We start from the raw sequence: 16,300 nt of genomic DNA on the forward strand, positions 1-16,300 counted from the left end.
CACGGGCGTGCCGTCGCGGGCCCGCTCCGGTCCCGCACGTCGGCTCCCCTGCGTCATCGGGCTCGCACCCGACGAAGAGGACACGCCCATGCCCGTTCCGTTCCCGCTCACGCGCCGCGCCGCCTTCGGCGCGTCCCTCGGCGCCGTCGTCGGCCTCGCGCTCGCTCTCGCGCATCCCCACGGGGCGCACGCGCAGGCGAGCGGCGAGCCCGTGCGGCTCGGCGAGCTGAACTCCTACTCGAACTTCGCGGCCTTCACCGTGCCCTATCGCCAGGGCTTCGAGATGGCCTTCGAGGAGATCAACGAGGCCGGCGGCGTGCTCGGCGGGCGGCCCATCGAGGTGCTCTCGCGCGACGACGGCGCCTCGCCGGCGGACGCGACGCGCGTCGCCGAGGAGCTCGTCACCCGCGAGGGCGTCTCGCTCATCTTCGGGAGCCTGCTCTCGAACGTCGGCGTGGCGCTGGCCGATTTCGCCGCCCAGCGCGAGATCCCCTACATCGCCGCCGAGCCGCTCTCGGACGCGCTCACCATGGAGCAGGGCAACCGCTTCACCTACCGCATCCGCCCCTCCACCTACATGCAGGTGGGCATGCTGGTGGAGGCGGCGAAGGCGTCGGGTGCCAAGCGCTGGGCGATCGTGGCGCCGAACTACGAGTACGGCCAGTCCGCCGCCGCCGATTTCGAGAAGCTGCTGCTCGAGGCCATCCCGGACGCCGAGATCGTGGCGGAGCAATATCCCGCGCTCAACCGCATCGATGCCGGCGCCACCGTCTCGGCCATCGAGCAGTCGAACCCGGACGGCATCTTCAACGTCCTCTTCGGCGCCGACCTCGTGCAGTTCGTGCGCCAGGGCGAGACCCGCGGCCTGTTCGAGGACCGCACCATCGTGAGCCTGCTCACCGGCGAGCCGGAATGGAACCTGCCGCTGGGCGAGGAGGTGCCCGACGGCTGGATCGTCACCGGCTATCCCTGGCAGGACATCGAGGAAGAGGAGCACCGCGCCTTCATCGCGGCCTACCAGGAGCGCTGGGACGAGACCCCGCGGCTCGGCTCGCTCCTCGGCTACGTCGTCGCGAACATGATCGCCGACGCCATCGAGACCGCCGGCTCCACCGAGACCGAGGCCATCCTCGCCGCCTTCGAGGGCGCGACCTTCGACACGGTGATCGGCGAGGTCTCCATCCGCCCCGAGGACAACCAGGCCGACATGGGCGCCTGGGTCGGCCTGCTCGAGCCCCGGGACGGCGTCGGCGCCATGCGGGAGTGGAGCTACAAGCCGGGCGCGCCCTACATGCCGCCGCTCGACGTCGTGCGCGCCGCCCGCCCGGACCTCTGAGGCTCCCGCACCCGGCCTCCCGCACCCGCGCAAGCCTGGAGCAAGCCTCCCCCTCTAGACCTCGTCGCATCGCAATGCCGACGAGGTCGAGATGCTCGTGCCCCTCAGGCTGACCGGCGCCGCCGCCTTCGCGCTCGGCGCCGTCCTCCTCCCCCCGCTCGCCTCCGCCCAGGAGGCCGAGGCTCCGCCTGCACGCCCGGCGGAGATCGCCCTCTATTGCGAGGCCATCCGCGACGAGGCGCAGGAAGCCCGCGCCCGCTGGCAGACGCAGGCGCTGGCCGATATCGAGGCGCGGCTCGAGGAGCGCCTCGCCGACCTCGAGCGCCTGCGCGTCGAGGTCGAGGCCGCGCTCGCCCGCCGCGAGGAGCACCTGCGCCAGGCGGAGGAGGGCATCGTGGCGATCTACGCCCGCATGCGCCCCGACGCCGCCGCCGCCCAGCTCGCCGCGCTCGACGCGGAGATGGCCTCCGCCGTCCTCGCCAAGCTCGGGCCGCGCCAGGCGAGCGCCATCCTCAACGAGATGGAGCCCGGCCGCGCCGCCCAGCTCGCCCGCACCGCCACCGAAACCGCCCTGACCGACGCCCAAGAGCAGGAGCAGTCCCTATGACGCGTCCCTTCCTCACGCGCACGGCGGCCGTGCTCGCGCTGACCGCGCTCGCCGCCTGCTCCTCGACCACGAGCGACATCAACCAGGCGCCGGGCCTCACCCCCGTCGGCGCCGGGCTGACGACGGCGCACGCCGCGCTGCCCGTCTCCACCTCGCCCGCCGAGGGGCCGCGCGCCTACCATTCGCTCTGGAATTCGCAGCGCGACAACCTCTTCGCCGACAGCCGCGCCATGCGGGTCGGCGACGTCCTGACCGTGCGCATCGCCATCGACGACGAGGCGAGCCTCGACAACCAGACGAGCCGCTCGCGAGATTCGGGCGCGGGCTTCGGGTTGGGCTTCGCCTTCGGCGTCGACGGGGCGGGCACGAGCGGCGATTTCGGCGCCGACCTCTCCGCCAACAGCCGCAGCCGCGGGCGCGGCAGCGTCGGGCGCTCGGAGCGCGTCGTGGTCTCCGTCGCCGCGGTGGTCACGCAGGTCCTGCCCAACGGCAACCTCCTGATCTCGGGCTCGCAGGAGGTGCGGGTGAACTACGAGGTGCGCGTCATCTCGGTCGCAGGCATCGTGCGCCCGCGCGACATCTCCCCGCGCAACATCGTGCTCGCCGACCAGATCGCGGAGGCGCGAATCTCCTACGGCGGCGCGGGCCGCTCCACGGAGGTGCAGCAGCCCGGCTGGGGCCAGCAGCTCTACGACCGCGTCTCGCCGTTCTGAGGAGATCCACAATGGCGCGCGAGCCGCAGATCGCAGCCCTGCCCGCCCCCGCCCGCCTGCGCGGCGAGGGCGCGGAGGGCGAAGGCAAGGCGAGGAAGGGACGCGAGAGCGGCTCGGGAACGGCCTTCGCCGGCGCCCTCGTCCTTCTCACGCTCTTCGGCATCGGCACCGGCGTCGGGCTCGGCCTGACGCTGGGCGAGATCGCCCCACCCGCCGTCATAGCCCGTGCGGACGGGGCGCCCGCGTCGGCCGCGAGCGACGCCGACGTCTCTCTCGTGCGCATGGAGCCCGTGGTCGCCAACCTCGTCGACCCCGCGGACGTGTGGGTGCGCGTCGACGGCGCGCTGCTCACCGAGGGCGTGGCGCCCGAGGAGGCGGACGCGCTGGCCGCACGTGTCGCCGGCGACACGCTGGCATACCTGCGCACGCTCCCCCTCGCGCGCCTCGAAGGCGCGACCGGCCTCGCGCATCTGCGCGAGGACCTCACCGAGCGCGCCCGCACCCGCTCCGAGGGCCGCGTGCGCGAGTTCGTCATCGAGAGCCTCGTCGTGCAATGAGCCGCACCCGCGCCTTCCTCCTCGGCCTGCCGCTCGCGCTGTGCGGCCTCCTCCTCGCCGCACCCGCGCTGGCGCAGGGCTTCGATCTCGCGAGCCTCCTGCCCGAAGGCGAGGGCTCGACCACCGGCCGGATCGTCCAGCTGGTGGCGCTCCTCACGGTGCTCTCCATCGCGCCGGGCCTGATGATCATGGTGACGAGCTTCGTGCGCTTCGTCGTCGCCCTCTCCTTCCTGCGCTCGGGGATGGGCCTGCAATCGACGCCGGCGAACCTCGTCCTCATCTCGCTGGCTCTCTTCATGACCTTCTACGTCATGGCGCCGACCTTCGACCGCGCCTGGGCCGAGGGCATCCAGCCGCTCATCGCCGAGGAGATCTCCGAGGAGGAGGCCTTCGCGCGCACGGTCCAGCCGTTTCGCGAGTTCATGCTCACGCACGTGCGCGAGGAGGACCTCGCCATGTTCCAGGAGCTGGCGAGCGCGAGCTTCGTCTCGGAGGCGGTGGCGCAGGAAGGTGGCGCTCGGGAAGGCGGCGCGCCTGCCGCACCGACGGCCGCGGCGGACGACGAGATCGACCTGCGCACCCTCATCCCCGCCTTCATGATCTCCGAGCTGCGCCGCGGCTTCGAGATCGGCTTCATCATCGCCCTGCCCTTCCTCGTCATCGACATCATGGTGGCGACGATCGTCATGTCGATGGGCATGATGATGATGCCCCCCACCGTGATCTCGCTGCCCTTCAAGATCCTGTTCTTCGTCCTGATCGACGGCTGGAACATCCTGGTGGGCGGGCTGGTGCGGTCGTACTTCTAGCGCCGGCGATGAACGGCCGTTAACCCGTCCGATCGCCATGGATAGATAGTTTCACGCCGCTCGTTAAGTCCCTGGTGAGGACGCGGAAGGCACGCTCGGGCACTCACGAAGCCCTTCACGCAACGAGAACTCGTCGCGGAGCTGTCCTCATGTCCCTGTTGGCCCGGTTCCGGATCAAGACCAAGATCCTGTCCGTCATCCTCATCCTCGGCGCGGTGTCCGTCCTCGTGGGCGCCGTCGCGGTGTCGTCGCTCAGCTCGCTCGCGCGGGCGACGGCCGAGATGGATCAGGACGCTCACCGCGCCCTGACCGCGGCGCAGATCAACGCCTCCATGCTCGAGATCGGCAAGGAGCAGTATCGCCTCGTGGCGGACCCGACGCAGCGCTCGCGCGAGGCGGCGCGCGAGCGGCTCGCCGCCGAGCTCGCGATCCTCGAGGGCCACCTGAGCACTCTCGAGACCGGCGCCAGCGCGGCCTATGTCGAGCAGCTCGCGCGGATCCGGACCGATCTCGAGCTCTACCAGGAGGGCCTGGAGGACGTCTTCCGGGCCGCCGAAGCCATCCGGATGGTCGACTTCAGCCTCGAGAGCATCGCGCTGCGCTCGGCCGCGGAGAAGAACGGCACGGTCGCGGCCGACCTGCGCGAGACGACGGCGCGGATCGCGCAGTCTCTCGCCGACCAGGTCGCCGATGCGGCCACCCGGGCCGAGCAGCGCTATCGCACGTCCTCGACCGTGATCGTCACCGTGGCCGCGATCGGCATCCTCGCCGGGCTCGTCCTCGGCGCCTTCATCGCGCATGTCGGCATCGGCAAGCCGCTGACCGCCGTGGTGGCGGCGCTGCGCCGGCTGGCGGACGCGGATTACGCCCTGGCCATTCCCGGCACGGAGCGCGCCGACGAGGTCGGCGACGTCGCCAAGGCGGCGCTGGTGTTCAAGGAGAACGGGCTCGAGGCCGAGCGCCTGCGTCGGGAGACCGCCGATCAGCAGGCGGCGCGCCTGCGGCGGCAGGAGGCGGTCGAGGCCGCCATCGCGCGCTTCGAGGCCGCCGCCGCCTCCGTCGGCGCGGCGCTCGCCCGCTCGTCGGGCGATCTCTCGGACGCCGCGCGCTCCATGTCGGCCGCGGCCGAGCAGACGACGAGCCAGGCCACCGCCGTCGCCGCCGCCTCCGAGGAGGCCGCCGTCAACGTCCAGACAGTCGCGGCGTCCTCGACGCAGCTCGCCTCCAGCGTCGAGGAGGTGGGACGCCAGGTCTCGCAGACCGCGAGCGTCGCCGGCAGCGCCGCCGCGGACGCCGGCGAGACCGTGGAGAAGGTCGCGCGCCTCAACGCCGCCTCCCAGCGCATCGGCGACATCGTCGGGCTCATCCGCGAGATCGCGGAGCAGACGAACCTCCTCGCCCTCAACGCGACGATCGAGGCCGCACGCGCCGGCGAGGCCGGCAAGGGTTTCGCCGTGGTGGCGGCGGAGGTGAAGTCGCTCGCCGCACAGACGGCGAAGGCGACGGAGGAGATCGCGACCCAGATCCGCGACATCCAGGAGGTCTCCGGCGACACCGCGTCCGCCATCGAAGGCATCGCCGGGGCGATCCGTACGCTCAGCGGCTACGCCTCGGGCATCGCCGCCGCGGTGGAGGAGCAGAACGCCGCGACCCAGGAGATCGCGCGGGGCGTCGCCCAGGCCTCGGCCGGGGCGAGCGAGGTCTCCGCCAACATCACGGGCGTGCGCGAGGCCGCCGCGACGACCGGCACCGCCGCGGGGCGCATCCTGGAATCGTCCGGCGTGCTCGACGAGCAGGCGCGCGCGCTCTCCGCGCGCGTGGAGACCTTCCTGGCGGAGGTGCGTGCGGCCTGAGGGCGCGCACGCCCCGCGGGGCCCGCCCTCCGGGTTCAGCCGCGGCGCACGATCTTGCGCTTGACGGGCTTTGCCGGCTTCGCGGGCTCCGCCGCCTTGGCCTTGGCCTCCTCGGCCTCCTTGGCGAGGCGAAGCGCCCGAAGGCGCGCGGTGCGCTCCTCGACGGCGCGGACCTCGTTCTCGTGGTCGATCCAGGCCTGCTGCGTGTCGCGCTCGCGCGCGGCCTGCGCCTCGGCCCGCAGCCGCTTGGTCTCCTCGCTGGTGGCGGGATTGACGGCAGCCGCGGGAGCCTCGTCGCCCTCGGGCTCTTCGGTGGTGCTGGTCGTGTCGGACACGGGTCGGGTCCCCTTCTCTGGACGCCCGAGCTTCGCGCGCCTTCTCTCGGCCCCTCTCTAGCAGCTCGTGCGCGCCGCCGATACCACGACGCGCAGTCGAGCCTCGCCGGCTCACTTCGAGCGCGGATCGAGCGCGTCGCGCAGGCCGTCGCCGAGAACGTTGAACGCCAGAACCGTCAGGAAGATCGCCATGCCGGGAAAAATCGCCATCCAGGGCGCCTGCGCCAGGAAGCGCTGAGCGGAATTGAGCATGGAGCCCCAGGAGGGCATCGGCGGCTGCTGGCCGAGCCCGAGGAAGGACAGGCTCGCCTCGGCGATGACGGCGGTGGCGATGGTCAGCGTCGCCTGGACGAGGATCGGCGGCAGGACGTTGGGCAGGACGTGGCGCAGCGCGATGCGCCAATGCGGGTTGCCCACCGCGCGCGCCGCCTCGACCCATTCCTCGGAGCGCGCGGCCAGCACCTGGCCGCGGGTGAGCCGGATGAAGATCGGCGTCGCGGTGACGCCGATTGCGATCATGGCGTTCGTCAGGTTCGGTCCGAGGAAGGCCGCGAGCGCAATGGCGAGGATGAGGAAGGGGATCGCCAGCATGGCGTCGGTGAGCCGGCTGAGCACCGCGTCGGTCCAGCCGCCCACGTAGCCCGCGAGCAGGCCGAGCGGCACGCCCGCCGCCATGGCGATGAGGACGGAGACGACGCCCGCCGCGAGCGAGGCGCGCGCGCCCCAGATCACGCGCGAGAGGACGTCGCGCCCCACCTCGTCGGTGCCGAGCCAATAGGCGGCGGACGGCGCCTGGCGCACCGCCGACCAGCTCTGGGCGGTGGGATCGTAGGGCGCGATCCAGGGCGCGAGGAGCGCGCAGGCGACGATGACGAGGACGACGGCGAGGGAGGCCATCGCCGCAGGGCGCCGGCGCAGGCGCCGCCAGGCGCGCCGGCCGGGGCTCTCGATGACGAAGGTCTCGTCCTCGGGCGGGTGGACGCGCGCGGGTGCGGGGGCGGTGCCGGCGCTCATGTGCGCAGCCTCGGGTTCGCGAGGATGTAGCCGAGATCGGCGAGCAGATTGAGCAGGATGTACGTCGTCGCGGTGACGAGCACGACGCCCTGCACCACCGCGTAGTCGCGGTTGAAGACCGCGTCCACGATGAGCTTGCCGAAGCCCGGGATCGAGAAGATCTGCTCGGTGAGCACCGCGCCCGAGAGGAGCGTGCCGAACTCGAGCGCGCCCAGCGTGATCACCGGCGTGAGGGCGTTGCGCATGGCGTGCTTCCACACGACGACCCGCTCGGAGAGACCCTTGGCGCGGGCCGTGCGCACGTAGTCGGAGGCGAGCGCCTGGAGCATGGCCGAGCGCGTATGGCGCATGATCACGCCGGCGATGGCCGTGCCGAGCACGAAAGCGGGCATGATCGTGGTGGCGAGCGAGCGCTGCAGGTCCTCGAAGGGGCTCACGTAGCCCGAGGCCGGCAGCCAGCCGAGATTCACGGCGAAAAGCAGGATCAGCATGATCCCGAGCCAGAAGTTCGGCGTCGAGATGCCCGCGAGGCCCACCACGTTGATGACGTAGTCCCAGGCGGAATCCTTCTTCACCGCCGAGAGCACGCCTGCCGCCACCCCGAGGACGAGGGCGACGATCATCGCCATCACCGCGAGCTGGAGCGTGACGGGCAGCTTCTGCACGATGAGCTCGGACACCGGCACCTTGAGGCGCATGCTCTCCCCGAGGTCGCCCGTGAACACGTTGCCGATCCACATGACGTACTGGACCGGCACCGGCTGGTCGAGGCCGTACTGCTTGCGGATCTGCTCGATGACGACGGGATCGCGCTCCTCGCCCGCCATCACCAGCGCCGGGTCCCCGGGCAGGAGATGCTGGAGCGAGAAGATCAGCACCGACACGAAGAACAGCGTCGGGACGAGCTGCGCGAGCCGCTTGCCGATGAGCTGGAGCACGGGCGTCCTCTCCGGTTACGGGCGACGAGCCGCCCGCGGCGCGATGGCGCCGCGGGCGGGCGGGACCTCACTCCATCGTCACGCCGAGGAGGCTGACGAGGCCGTCGGGGCGGGGCGTGTAGCCCTGCATCGCGGTGGTGTGGGCGATGAGCATGGCGCGGTGGTAGAGGTAGAGTACCGAGCCCTCCGTCAGCCACACGTCGGCGACGTCCGAATAGGCCTGCATGCGGCCCTCCTGGGTCGTGGCCGTGCGGGCCTGCGTGAGCGCCGTGTCCACCGCCTCGCTCGCGAACTTGCCGTAGTTCAGCGGGCCCGTGGAATGGGCGAAGGAGTAGATGTTGCCGTCCGGATCGGGGCGGCCCGACCAGGCGAGCATGAAGGCGCCGAAGCGGCCGGCCTCGGCCTCCTGCAGGCCCGTGGCGAACTCGACGACGCGGATCTGCATGTCGAAGCCCGCTTCCGCCGCCATGGCCTGGATCACCTCGGCGACCTGACGGACCTCCGGGTTGTTGGGCACCATGAAGTCGACGACGATGGGCGTCTCGACGCCGGCCTCGGCGATGAGGGCCTTCGCCTGCTCGACGTCGCGCGCGGGGACCGGGTAGGCGTCCTGGTACCAGGAATTCTGCGGGTTGACCCACTGGTTGCCCGGGAAGAAGGCGCCGTTGAAGACGACCTGGTTGAGCGCCTCGCGATCGATGGCGAGGTTGAGCGCCTGGCGCACGAGCGGGCTCTCGGCGAGCGGGCCGGTGGCGCCCTCGCCGTTGGCGACGTTGATCGTCATGCCCTGGTAGCCGAGCTCGGTCGTGGTCTCGAGCACGAGGTCGGGATCGGCCTCGATGGTCGGGATGTCGGTGGCGAGCGCGCGCTCGATCAGGTCGAGCTGGCCGGACTGGAGGTTGGCGAGGCGCACCGTCGAATCCGGGATCGGGCGGAACTCGACCCGGTCGACGTTGATCGCGTCCGCGTTCCAGTAGTCGTCGAACTTCTCGAGCACGATGCGGTCCTGCTGGACGCGCTCGACGAACTCGAAGGGCCCGGCGCAGACGGGATTATTGCCGAACTGGTCGCCGGCCGCCTCCGCCGCCGTCGGCGAGACGATCATGCCCGAGCGGTCGGTGAGCGTCGCGAGAAGCGGCGCGAAGGGGCTCTTCAGGTCGAGGCGCACGGTCAGCGGATCGACCACCTCGACGTTCTCCACGATCGAGAGCTCGCCGCGGCGGAAGGAGCCTTCCATCGAGCGATGGCGGTCGAGGGAATACTTCACCGCCTTGGCGTCCATGGGCGTGCCGTCGTGGAAGGTGACGCCCTCGCGCAGCCGGATCGTCAGCGCGAGCCCGTCCTCGGAGGTCTCGTGGGAGACGGCGAGCTGCGGGATCACGTTGAGGTCGGCGTCGATGTCGAACAGCTTGTCGCAGAGCGAGGCGAAGACGATGCGGCCGACATAGGTGCGCCCGAGCGACGGATCGAGCACGTCGGGATCTTCGGCGAGCCCGATGCGCACCGTCGTCTGCGCGCTCGCGCCGCCGGCGGCGAGGCCGAGCGTCGCGGTGGCGAGCGCTGCGGCGAGGACCATACGTCTCATCGTGAGAGTCTCCCTTCTTGCGCCGGCGCGTGCCGGCGAATTCCCCTCATTGCGCCGCGGTCCTCGCCGCGGCGGTCTCGTCGTCGCCGACGAAGGCGGCGAAGAGCTTCTCGAGCCGCGGGTCGAGCGGGGCCTCACGGGGTGTGAGGTCGCCGGCCGGCGGCAGGTCTTTCGCGAACAGGCAGGCGGACGCCTGCGTCGGCCCCACCGGATCAAGCGGCGGACGCGTCGTTGCGCACACGTCCTGCACGTGCGGGCAGCGGGTGCGCAGATGGCATCCGGACGGCGGCGAGAGCGGGCTCGGCACGTCGCCCTCGAGCAGCCGCCGCTCGCGCCGCGCGGTGGGCGACGGCGCCGGGATCGCGGAGAGCAGCGCGCGCGTGTAGGGGTGGCGCGGGTTCTCGAAGATCTCGGCGGTCGTGCCCGTCTCGACGATGCGGCCGAGATACATCACGCAGACCCGGTCCGCGATGTGGCGCACGACGCCGAGATCGTGGGAGATGAAGACGTAGGCGAGACCGAGGCGCGCCTGCAGCTCCTCGAGCAGGTTGAGGATCTGCGCGCGGATCGAGACGTCGAGCGCCGAGACCGGCTCGTCGCAGACGATCACCTTCGGCTCCACCGCGAGCGCGCGGGCGATGACGATGCGCTGGCGCTGCCCGCCGGAGAATTCGTGCGGGAAGCGCGCCGCGTGGCGCGGGTCGAGCCCGACCTGCTCCAGGAGCGCGGCGACCCGCGCGGGGCGCTCGCTCGCCGGCACGATCGCGTGCAGCATCAGCGGCTCGGCGAGGATCTCGCCCACCGTCATGCGCGGGTTGAGCGAGGCGAAGGGGTCCTGGAAGATGATCTGCGCCGCGCGCCGCAGGCCCTTCAGGTCGCGCTCGCGGGCGTGCGTCACGTCCTCGCCGCCGATGACGATGCGCCCGCTGGTCGGATCGACGAGGCGCAGGATCATGCGTCCGAGCGTCGACTTCCCGCAGCCGGATTCCCCCACGAGGGCGACGGTCTCCCCCGAGCGCACGGCGAGCGACACGCCGTCCACCGCCTTCACGGTCGCGAGCGGGCGCCCGATGAGCGACTTGCGCGCGACGAAATGCTTCACGAGGTCGTGCGCCTCGAGAACCGGCACCTCGTGTGCGTGCGCGTCCGTCCTCATGCCGCGAGCTCCTCGAGCGGCGCGCGCCAGCAGCGCGCCGAGCGGTCGGGACCGACGGGGGCGAGCTCGGGCATCGTCTCGCAGCGCGGGATGCGGAACGGGCAACGCGCCGCGAAGCGGCAGCCCTCCGGCGGGCGCGACATGTCGGGCACCGCGCCCTCGATGGCGGCGAGGCGCGTGCGCGGGCGATCGAAGCGCGGCAGCGAGCCCATCAGCCCCACCGTGTAGGGATGCTGCGGGAAGCGGAAGAGCTCCTCCACCGGCGCGCGCTCCACCACCTGGCCGGCATACATGACGGCGACCTCGTCGCAGACCTCGGCGACGACGCCGAGATCGTGCGTGATCAGCACGATGGCGGTGCCGGTCTCCTCGCGCAGCGCCCGCATCAATTCGAGGATCTGCGCCTGGATCGTCACGTCGAGCGCGGTCGTGGGCTCGTCGGCGATGAGGAGGCGCGGCTCGCAGGCGAGCGCCATGGCGATCATCACGCGCTGGCGCATGCCGCCCGACAGCTTGTGCGGATAGTCGTGAAAGCGCGCCGCCGGCTCGGGGATGCGCACGCGCTCCAGCATCTCCACCGCGCGCTGCGCCGCCTCGCGCCGGCCGATCGCGCGGTGGCGCACGATCGCCTCCACGATCTGGTCGCCGATCGTGTAGGAGGGGTTCAGCGACGTCATCGGCTCCTGGAAGATCATGGCGAGCCGATCGCCGCGAAGGTCGCGCAGGCTGCGCTCGCTCTCGCGCAGGAGGTCGCGGCCCTCGAACAGGATGCGCCCCGAGATCGCCGTGCCGACCTTGGGCAGGAGCCCCATCACCGAGAGCGAGGTGACGCTCTTGCCGCAGCCCGATTCGCCGACGATCCCGAGCGTGCGCCCGGGCGAGACGGAGAAGGACACGCCGTCGACGGCCCGCGTGCGCCGCCCGTCCGGCCCCGAAAAGGTGACCGCGAGGTCCTCGACGGAGAGGATCGGCGCCTCGCTCATGCGGCGGAGGCTCCGGTCTCCGCATCCGCGGCGGCGATGGCGGCGGCGATCTCCGCGTCGATGCGGGCGCGGTCGGTGATGCCGACCGGGTCCTCGCGGGTGGCGAGGTAGCGCTTGAAATGCGTCCAGCGCTCTCGCGAGACGCGCTCGAGGCGCGCGAGCTCGGCGATGGGCTCGGGATGGTCGTCGACGCGGATGTCGAGGTCGGGCCAGTCCTCGCTCGTGTGGATGAGGAGGCCCGCCGACTGCTTGCCGCGCTTGTCGCCGCCCGCCGCCTCGCCCGCCGCCATGGCGACGAGGAGTCGGCGCGGGAAGGGAAGGTCCGCGTTCTCGCGATAGGCGCGGGCGGTCTCCTCCAGCACCTGCGGCCCCGCGAGCATGTTGCCGGCGAGCCCGCAGATCTCGTCCGACAGCGACCCGCACCAGTCGACGCAGGCCGCGCCCGTATGGGCGGCGAAGCGGCCCTGCGCGTCCATCACCTGCACCTGGCGGTGGTCGCGGCCCGTATCGTCGGCGACCAGCGCGGCGACGACCTCCGCCGCGCTCGCGCCGTCGCGCAGGAGGTCGAGCCCCTTCGGGCCGTAGAGCGGGTTGATCAGCGCCTGCGTCGCCACGGCGCCGACGCCCGGCGCGATGAAGGGCACGCGCGCGCCCACTGCGAAGAACCGGCTCGCCACGGCGATGCCGATGGCGCCCGTCTGCGGGTCGCGCGCGACGATCGACCAGGTCATGGACGCCTCCCCGAATCTCGGATCCGATGGCTCAGTAGCCGACGACCTGGCCGTCCTTGCGGGGGTCCGACCCGCCGGCATAGCCGCCCTCGATGCGATGGATCAGCTGGGCGCCGCCGAAGCCGAAGCTCGCGTCGGGCGCCTCCACCTCGACGGCGTGACCGCGGGCGCGCAGCGCGTCGAGCGTCTGCGCCCCGAACGTGTCCTCCATCGCGACGGTGCGGCCGGAGACGTAGCGCCAGCGCGGCGCGTCGGCGGCGGCCTGCGGGTCCTGGCCCCAGATCTGCGTGCGAAGCACCATCTGAAGGTGCCCCTGCGCCTGCATCGGCCCGCCCATCACGCCGAAGGACATGAGCGGCGCGCCGTTCTTCATCAGGAAGCCCGGGATGATCGTGTGGAAGGGCCGCTTGCGCGGGCCGACGCGGTTCGGATGCCCCTGCGTCGTGACGAAGCCGAGCCCGCGATTCTGCAGGGAGATGCCCGTGCCCGGCACGACGATGCCCGATCCGAAGCCGGCATAGTTGGACTGGATGAAGGACACCATCATGCCCGACGCGTCCGCCGCCGTGAGGTAGACGGTGCCGCCGTGCTTGGGCGCGCCCGCGCCGAAATCCTGCGCCGCGCTCGCATCGACGAGGGCCGCGCGCGAGGCGAGGTAGTCCTCGGACAGGAGATCCTGCGCGCTCACCTCGGTCATGGCGGCGGGATCGGCGACGTAGGCCTCGGCGTCGGCCAGCGCGAGCTTCATCGCCTCGATCTGCAGATGCAGCGCGTCCGGATCGTCCGGCGCATAGCGCTCGAGCCCGAGATGGCGGGTGATGCCGAGCGCCATGCACGCGGCGATGCCCTGGCCGTTGGGCGGGATCTCGTGGAGCGCGAGGTCGCCGTAGCCGCCGTGGACGGTGCCGCACCAATCCGCCTCGTGGGCGGCGAGGTCGTCCTCGTCGAGCGCGGCGCCGTGGGCGCGGGCGAAATCGGCGATCGAGCGCGCCAGCGCCCCGCGATAGAAGGCCTCACCCCGGCTCTCGGCGATGGCGCGCAGGCTCGCCGCCATGTCGGGCGAGCGGAAGATCTCGCCCGCCGCCGGCGCGCGCCCGCCCGGGAGGAAGTGCTGGGCGAAGCCCGGCTGATGCCCGAGCACGCGCTCGGCGCGCTTCCACAGCGTCGCGATGATCGGCGCGACCGGATGGCCCTCCTCCGCGTAGGTGATCGCGGGGCCGAAGAGGTCGGCGAAGGGCAGCTTGCCGAAGCGCTCCGAGAGAGCGACCCAGGCCGAGACCGCGCCGGGCACCGTGACGCTCTCCCAGCCGCGCTCGGCCATGCCGTTCGGGAAGCGGTCCGGCGACCAGCCCGCGGGCGAGCGCCCGGAGGCGTTGAGCCCGTGCAGCTCGTCGCCGTCCCAGAGGATGGCGAAGGCGTCCGAGCCCAGCCCGTTGCCGGTGGGCTCGAGCACGGTCAGCGCCATCGCCGCCGCGAGCGCCGCGTCCACCGCGTTGCCGCCGGCGAGCAGCATGCGCAGGCCGGCCTGCGCGGCGAGCGGGTGGGAGGTCGCGACCATGTTCTTCGCGAGCACCGGCGAGCGGCGGGAGGGATAGGGCGTGTCGTGGCGCAGCTGCACGGGACCGTTCCTCTTCGCGACGCGGGCGAGGCGTCGAACCAATTCAGATTGTTACGCTACGTCCGGACGCCGACCCGACGCGTACGACCGAGGCGGGAGCTTAGCCACCGCCCGTTTTTTCGGCAAGGCGCAGGCTGCTCATTCGGTATGCGACGATTGCCCCGTTGCCGAGCGGGCGCCTCGCCCTGGAGCATGCACTCGCACCCCGGCGTCACCCCTCGACAGAGCGTGGGAAGCGCCGTACCAATATGAGCATTGGTGCGCCAGGAGGCCTCCCAGGATCATGGACGAGCCGTTCCCGACGGAATTGCGAGGCGGCACGCCGGGGGACGATCCCGTGCTGGCGCGCCTGCGCGAGGCGCTCGGCGATCCCGGCTTCGTCGAGGACGGCCGCGTGCGGCCCGAGCGCGAGATCGCCGAGGCTCTGGGGGTCGGGCGCCGGGCCGTGCGCCGCGCCCTCGACGCGCTCGAGACCGAGGGCCTGATCTGGCGGCGGCAGGGACAGGGCACCTTCGTCTCGGCGCCGCCCGCACCCAAGACCCGCCGCTTCGCCGGCCTCGCGGCGCTCACCAGCCCCGCCGAGATCATGGAGGTGCGCCTGGAGATCGAGCCGATCCTCGCGCGCCACGCCGCTTTGCGCGCGGCACCCGTCGACGTCGAGGGCCTGCGGCGCCTCGCCGAGCGCTCGCGCGACGCGCAGAGCGACGCCGAATACGAGCGCTACGACGGCGCCTTCCACCGGCGCATCGCGGAAGCCATGCGCAACGGCCTGTTCCTGGCGGTGTTCGAGGCGATCGAGGCGGTGCGCGAGGAACCGGTCTGGCGCCGACTGCGCGAGGGGACCCGGCCGCCGGAGCGGCGGCTCAGGCTCGCGGGAGAGCATCTCGCCATCGTCGAGGCCATCGCCGCCCGCAGCCCGGACGCCGCCGAGCGCGCCATGCGCGAGCATCTCGCGACCATCGCCACGAGCCTCGGCCTGCCGACCGGCGGGTGACGCGCCTCAGTTCAGCTCCGTGAAGCCCGTGACGCGCGCCATCCGGCGCGGCTGCATCGCGGCGACGAGCGTCGGCCCACCGGCCACGACGAGCATCGCCGGGCGCGGCGGCGGCAGGATCGTCTGCGAGAGGTTCGCCGGCTCCAGCGCGGCCATGACCGGCTGGAAGGCGTCGGGCCGCGCGGGCGGGAGGGCCGTGAGGACGACGGGGCGCGTCGTCGCCGCCGGGCGGCTCTGGGCATAGGCGCGCCAAGTCGCCGCGTGGTTCGGGCCGATCGCATCGGCGACGAGGGTGCGCAGCGCGCGCGAAGCCGCGCCGGGCGCCTCGACCGAGGGGAGCGCACCGTCGCGGGCGACGACCCGCGCGCCGTCCGCCGTGACGATCACGTCGCCGGGCCGCAGCGTCCGGTCGCCGGCGGCGAGGCGGGCGAGGCCGCCGATCTCCGGGCGATTGCAGGCGCACGCATCGGCGCGGCGCTCGCGATGGGAAAAGGCGACGGGGAGCGCCGTGTAGGGCGTCCCGCCGGCGATGGAGCGGGCATCCGCGATGTCGCGCGATCCGTTCGCCGCGAACAGCATGGTCTCGGCCGCCGGGCAGGCGGCGGCGCAGGCCTCCTCGTGCAGCGAGAGGTCGCGGGCGCTGCCGAGATCGCCGAGGGGGAAGAAATAGCCGTCGCAGGTGCGCACGCAGAACGAGAAGCGGGCGGGCGTCGCTGCCGGGCGCGGGGTCGCGGGCGCCGCCGCCACACGCCGCGCGGGCGCGGGAAGGCTCGCCTCGGCGACCGCGGCCGGCCGGCGCGCGAGCTCGGTGGCGGGCGCGGGCCGGGCGAAGAGGATGCCGCCTCCGTTGCCCGCGTCGCGATCGGCACGGAAGAAGGAGAGCGCGTCGGGCCCCGCCACGACGCCCGCGCCGGTGAGCGCGAGGAGCGCCGCGAGCCCGATGACGATCGCCCCGTGCCAGGACCGCCCGCGCCAGGATCGACGGCGGGGCGTGGCATCGCTCGGGATGGCGGACGGTGCGGCGCGCAGCGCGGCGCGATGGGCTCGGACGAGCGCGGCTCCGGTCACGAT

At 72.6% G+C, this 16,300-nt stretch carries 16 protein-coding genes; 7 read left to right on the top strand and 9 right to left on the bottom strand.

The window, feature by feature from the left end; genetic code table 11:
• Nucleotides 1-88 precede the first annotated feature (88 nt).
• The 6 genes from IEX89_RS15550 (at nt 89) to IEX89_RS15575 (ending at nt 5,875) form a co-directional block, all read left to right on the top strand.
• The gene (locus tag IEX89_RS15550; RefSeq protein ID WP_188914160.1) at nt 89-1,336 is read left to right on the top strand and encodes an ABC transporter substrate-binding protein; all 1,248 of its coding nucleotides are present in this window, start codon (nt 89-91) and stop codon (nt 1,334-1,336) included.
• Between the two features lie 91 nt (nt 1,337-1,427).
• A complete protein-coding gene (locus tag IEX89_RS15555; RefSeq protein WP_188914161.1) occupies nt 1,428-1,943 on the top strand; it encodes a MotE family protein in 516 nt (171 codons plus the stop codon).
• Complete coding sequence (gene flgH, locus IEX89_RS15560) at nt 1,940-2,656, top strand: flagellar basal body L-ring protein FlgH (protein WP_188914162.1); 717 nt, start codon at nt 1,940-1,942, stop codon at nt 2,654-2,656. The genes IEX89_RS15555 and flgH overlap by 4 nt, the downstream gene beginning before the upstream one ends.
• 11 nt (nt 2,657-2,667) lie before the next feature.
• Nucleotides 2,668-3,213, top strand: coding sequence for a flagellar basal body-associated FliL family protein (locus IEX89_RS15565; RefSeq protein ID WP_188914163.1), 546 nt, complete (start codon nt 2,668-2,670; stop codon nt 3,211-3,213).
• Nucleotides 3,210-4,022 (top strand): EscR/YscR/HrcR family type III secretion system export apparatus protein, encoded by an 813-nt coding sequence (locus IEX89_RS15570; protein WP_188914164.1) that lies wholly within the window; start codon nt 3,210-3,212, stop codon nt 4,020-4,022. The genes IEX89_RS15565 and IEX89_RS15570 overlap by 4 nt, the downstream gene beginning before the upstream one ends.
• A gap of 149 nt (nt 4,023-4,171) precedes the next feature.
• Nucleotides 4,172-5,875: a methyl-accepting chemotaxis protein gene (locus IEX89_RS15575; RefSeq protein WP_188914165.1), complete on the top strand. Its 1,704-nt coding sequence runs from the start codon at nt 4,172-4,174 to the stop codon at nt 5,873-5,875.
• Between the two features lie 35 nt (nt 5,876-5,910).
• On the opposite strand, the gene IEX89_RS15580 is transcribed toward IEX89_RS15575, so the two are convergent.
• The 8 genes from IEX89_RS15580 to IEX89_RS15615 all read right to left on the bottom strand — a co-directional run bounded on the left by IEX89_RS15580 (nt 5,911) and on the right by IEX89_RS15615 (nt 14,175).
• Nucleotides 5,911-6,210 carry a hypothetical protein gene (locus IEX89_RS15580; protein ID WP_244645494.1) on the bottom strand — a complete coding sequence of 100 codons (300 nt, stop codon included), beginning with the start codon at nt 6,208-6,210 and terminating at the stop codon, nt 5,911-5,913.
• Nucleotides 6,211-6,321: 111 nt separating this feature from the next.
• Nucleotides 6,322-7,224, bottom strand: coding sequence for an ABC transporter permease (locus IEX89_RS15585; RefSeq protein ID WP_188914166.1), 903 nt, complete (start codon nt 7,222-7,224; stop codon nt 6,322-6,324).
• Complete coding sequence (locus IEX89_RS15590) at nt 7,221-8,162, bottom strand: ABC transporter permease (RefSeq protein WP_188914167.1); 942 nt, start codon at nt 8,160-8,162, stop codon at nt 7,221-7,223. The genes IEX89_RS15585 and IEX89_RS15590 overlap by 4 nt, the downstream gene beginning before the upstream one ends.
• A 67-nt stretch (nt 8,163-8,229) precedes the next feature.
• Nucleotides 8,230-9,738 (bottom strand): ABC transporter substrate-binding protein, encoded by a 1,509-nt coding sequence (locus IEX89_RS15595; RefSeq protein WP_373290598.1) that lies wholly within the window; start codon nt 9,736-9,738, stop codon nt 8,230-8,232.
• A 55-nt stretch (nt 9,739-9,793) separates the two neighbouring features.
• Nucleotides 9,794-10,903: an ABC transporter ATP-binding protein gene (locus IEX89_RS15600; protein WP_188914169.1), complete on the bottom strand. Its 1,110-nt coding sequence runs from the start codon at nt 10,901-10,903 to the stop codon at nt 9,794-9,796.
• A complete protein-coding gene (locus IEX89_RS15605; protein WP_188914170.1) occupies nt 10,900-11,886 on the bottom strand; it encodes an ABC transporter ATP-binding protein in 987 nt (328 codons plus the stop codon). Before IEX89_RS15605 ends, IEX89_RS15600 begins: the two co-directional genes overlap by 4 nt.
• Nucleotides 11,883-12,617: a DUF1028 domain-containing protein gene (locus tag IEX89_RS15610; protein WP_188914171.1), complete on the bottom strand. Its 735-nt coding sequence runs from the start codon at nt 12,615-12,617 to the stop codon at nt 11,883-11,885. Before IEX89_RS15610 ends, IEX89_RS15605 begins: the two co-directional genes overlap by 4 nt.
• A 31-nt stretch (nt 12,618-12,648) precedes the next feature.
• Nucleotides 12,649-14,175, bottom strand: a complete 1,527-nt coding sequence (locus tag IEX89_RS15615) for a gamma-glutamyltransferase family protein (RefSeq protein ID WP_188914289.1) — start codon at nt 14,173-14,175, stop codon at nt 12,649-12,651.
• Nucleotides 14,176-14,518: 343 nt separating this feature from the next.
• Here IEX89_RS15615 and IEX89_RS15620 point away from each other — a divergent pair, with 343 nt between their 5' ends.
• Nucleotides 14,519-15,229, top strand: a complete 711-nt coding sequence (locus IEX89_RS15620; protein WP_188914172.1) for a FadR/GntR family transcriptional regulator — start codon at nt 14,519-14,521, stop codon at nt 15,227-15,229.
• Nucleotides 15,230-15,235: 6 nt separating this feature from the next.
• On the opposite strand, the gene IEX89_RS15625 is transcribed toward IEX89_RS15620, so the two are convergent.
• The gene (locus tag IEX89_RS15625) at nt 15,236-16,297 is read right to left on the bottom strand and encodes a DUF2865 domain-containing protein (RefSeq protein ID WP_188914173.1); all 1,062 of its coding nucleotides are present in this window, start codon (nt 16,295-16,297) and stop codon (nt 15,236-15,238) included.
• Nucleotides 16,298-16,300 lie beyond the last annotated feature (3 nt).

The sequence above is a fragment of the Salinarimonas ramus genome, assembly GCF_014645695.1.
GTDB lineage: Bacteria > Pseudomonadota > Alphaproteobacteria > Rhizobiales > Beijerinckiaceae > Salinarimonas > Salinarimonas ramus.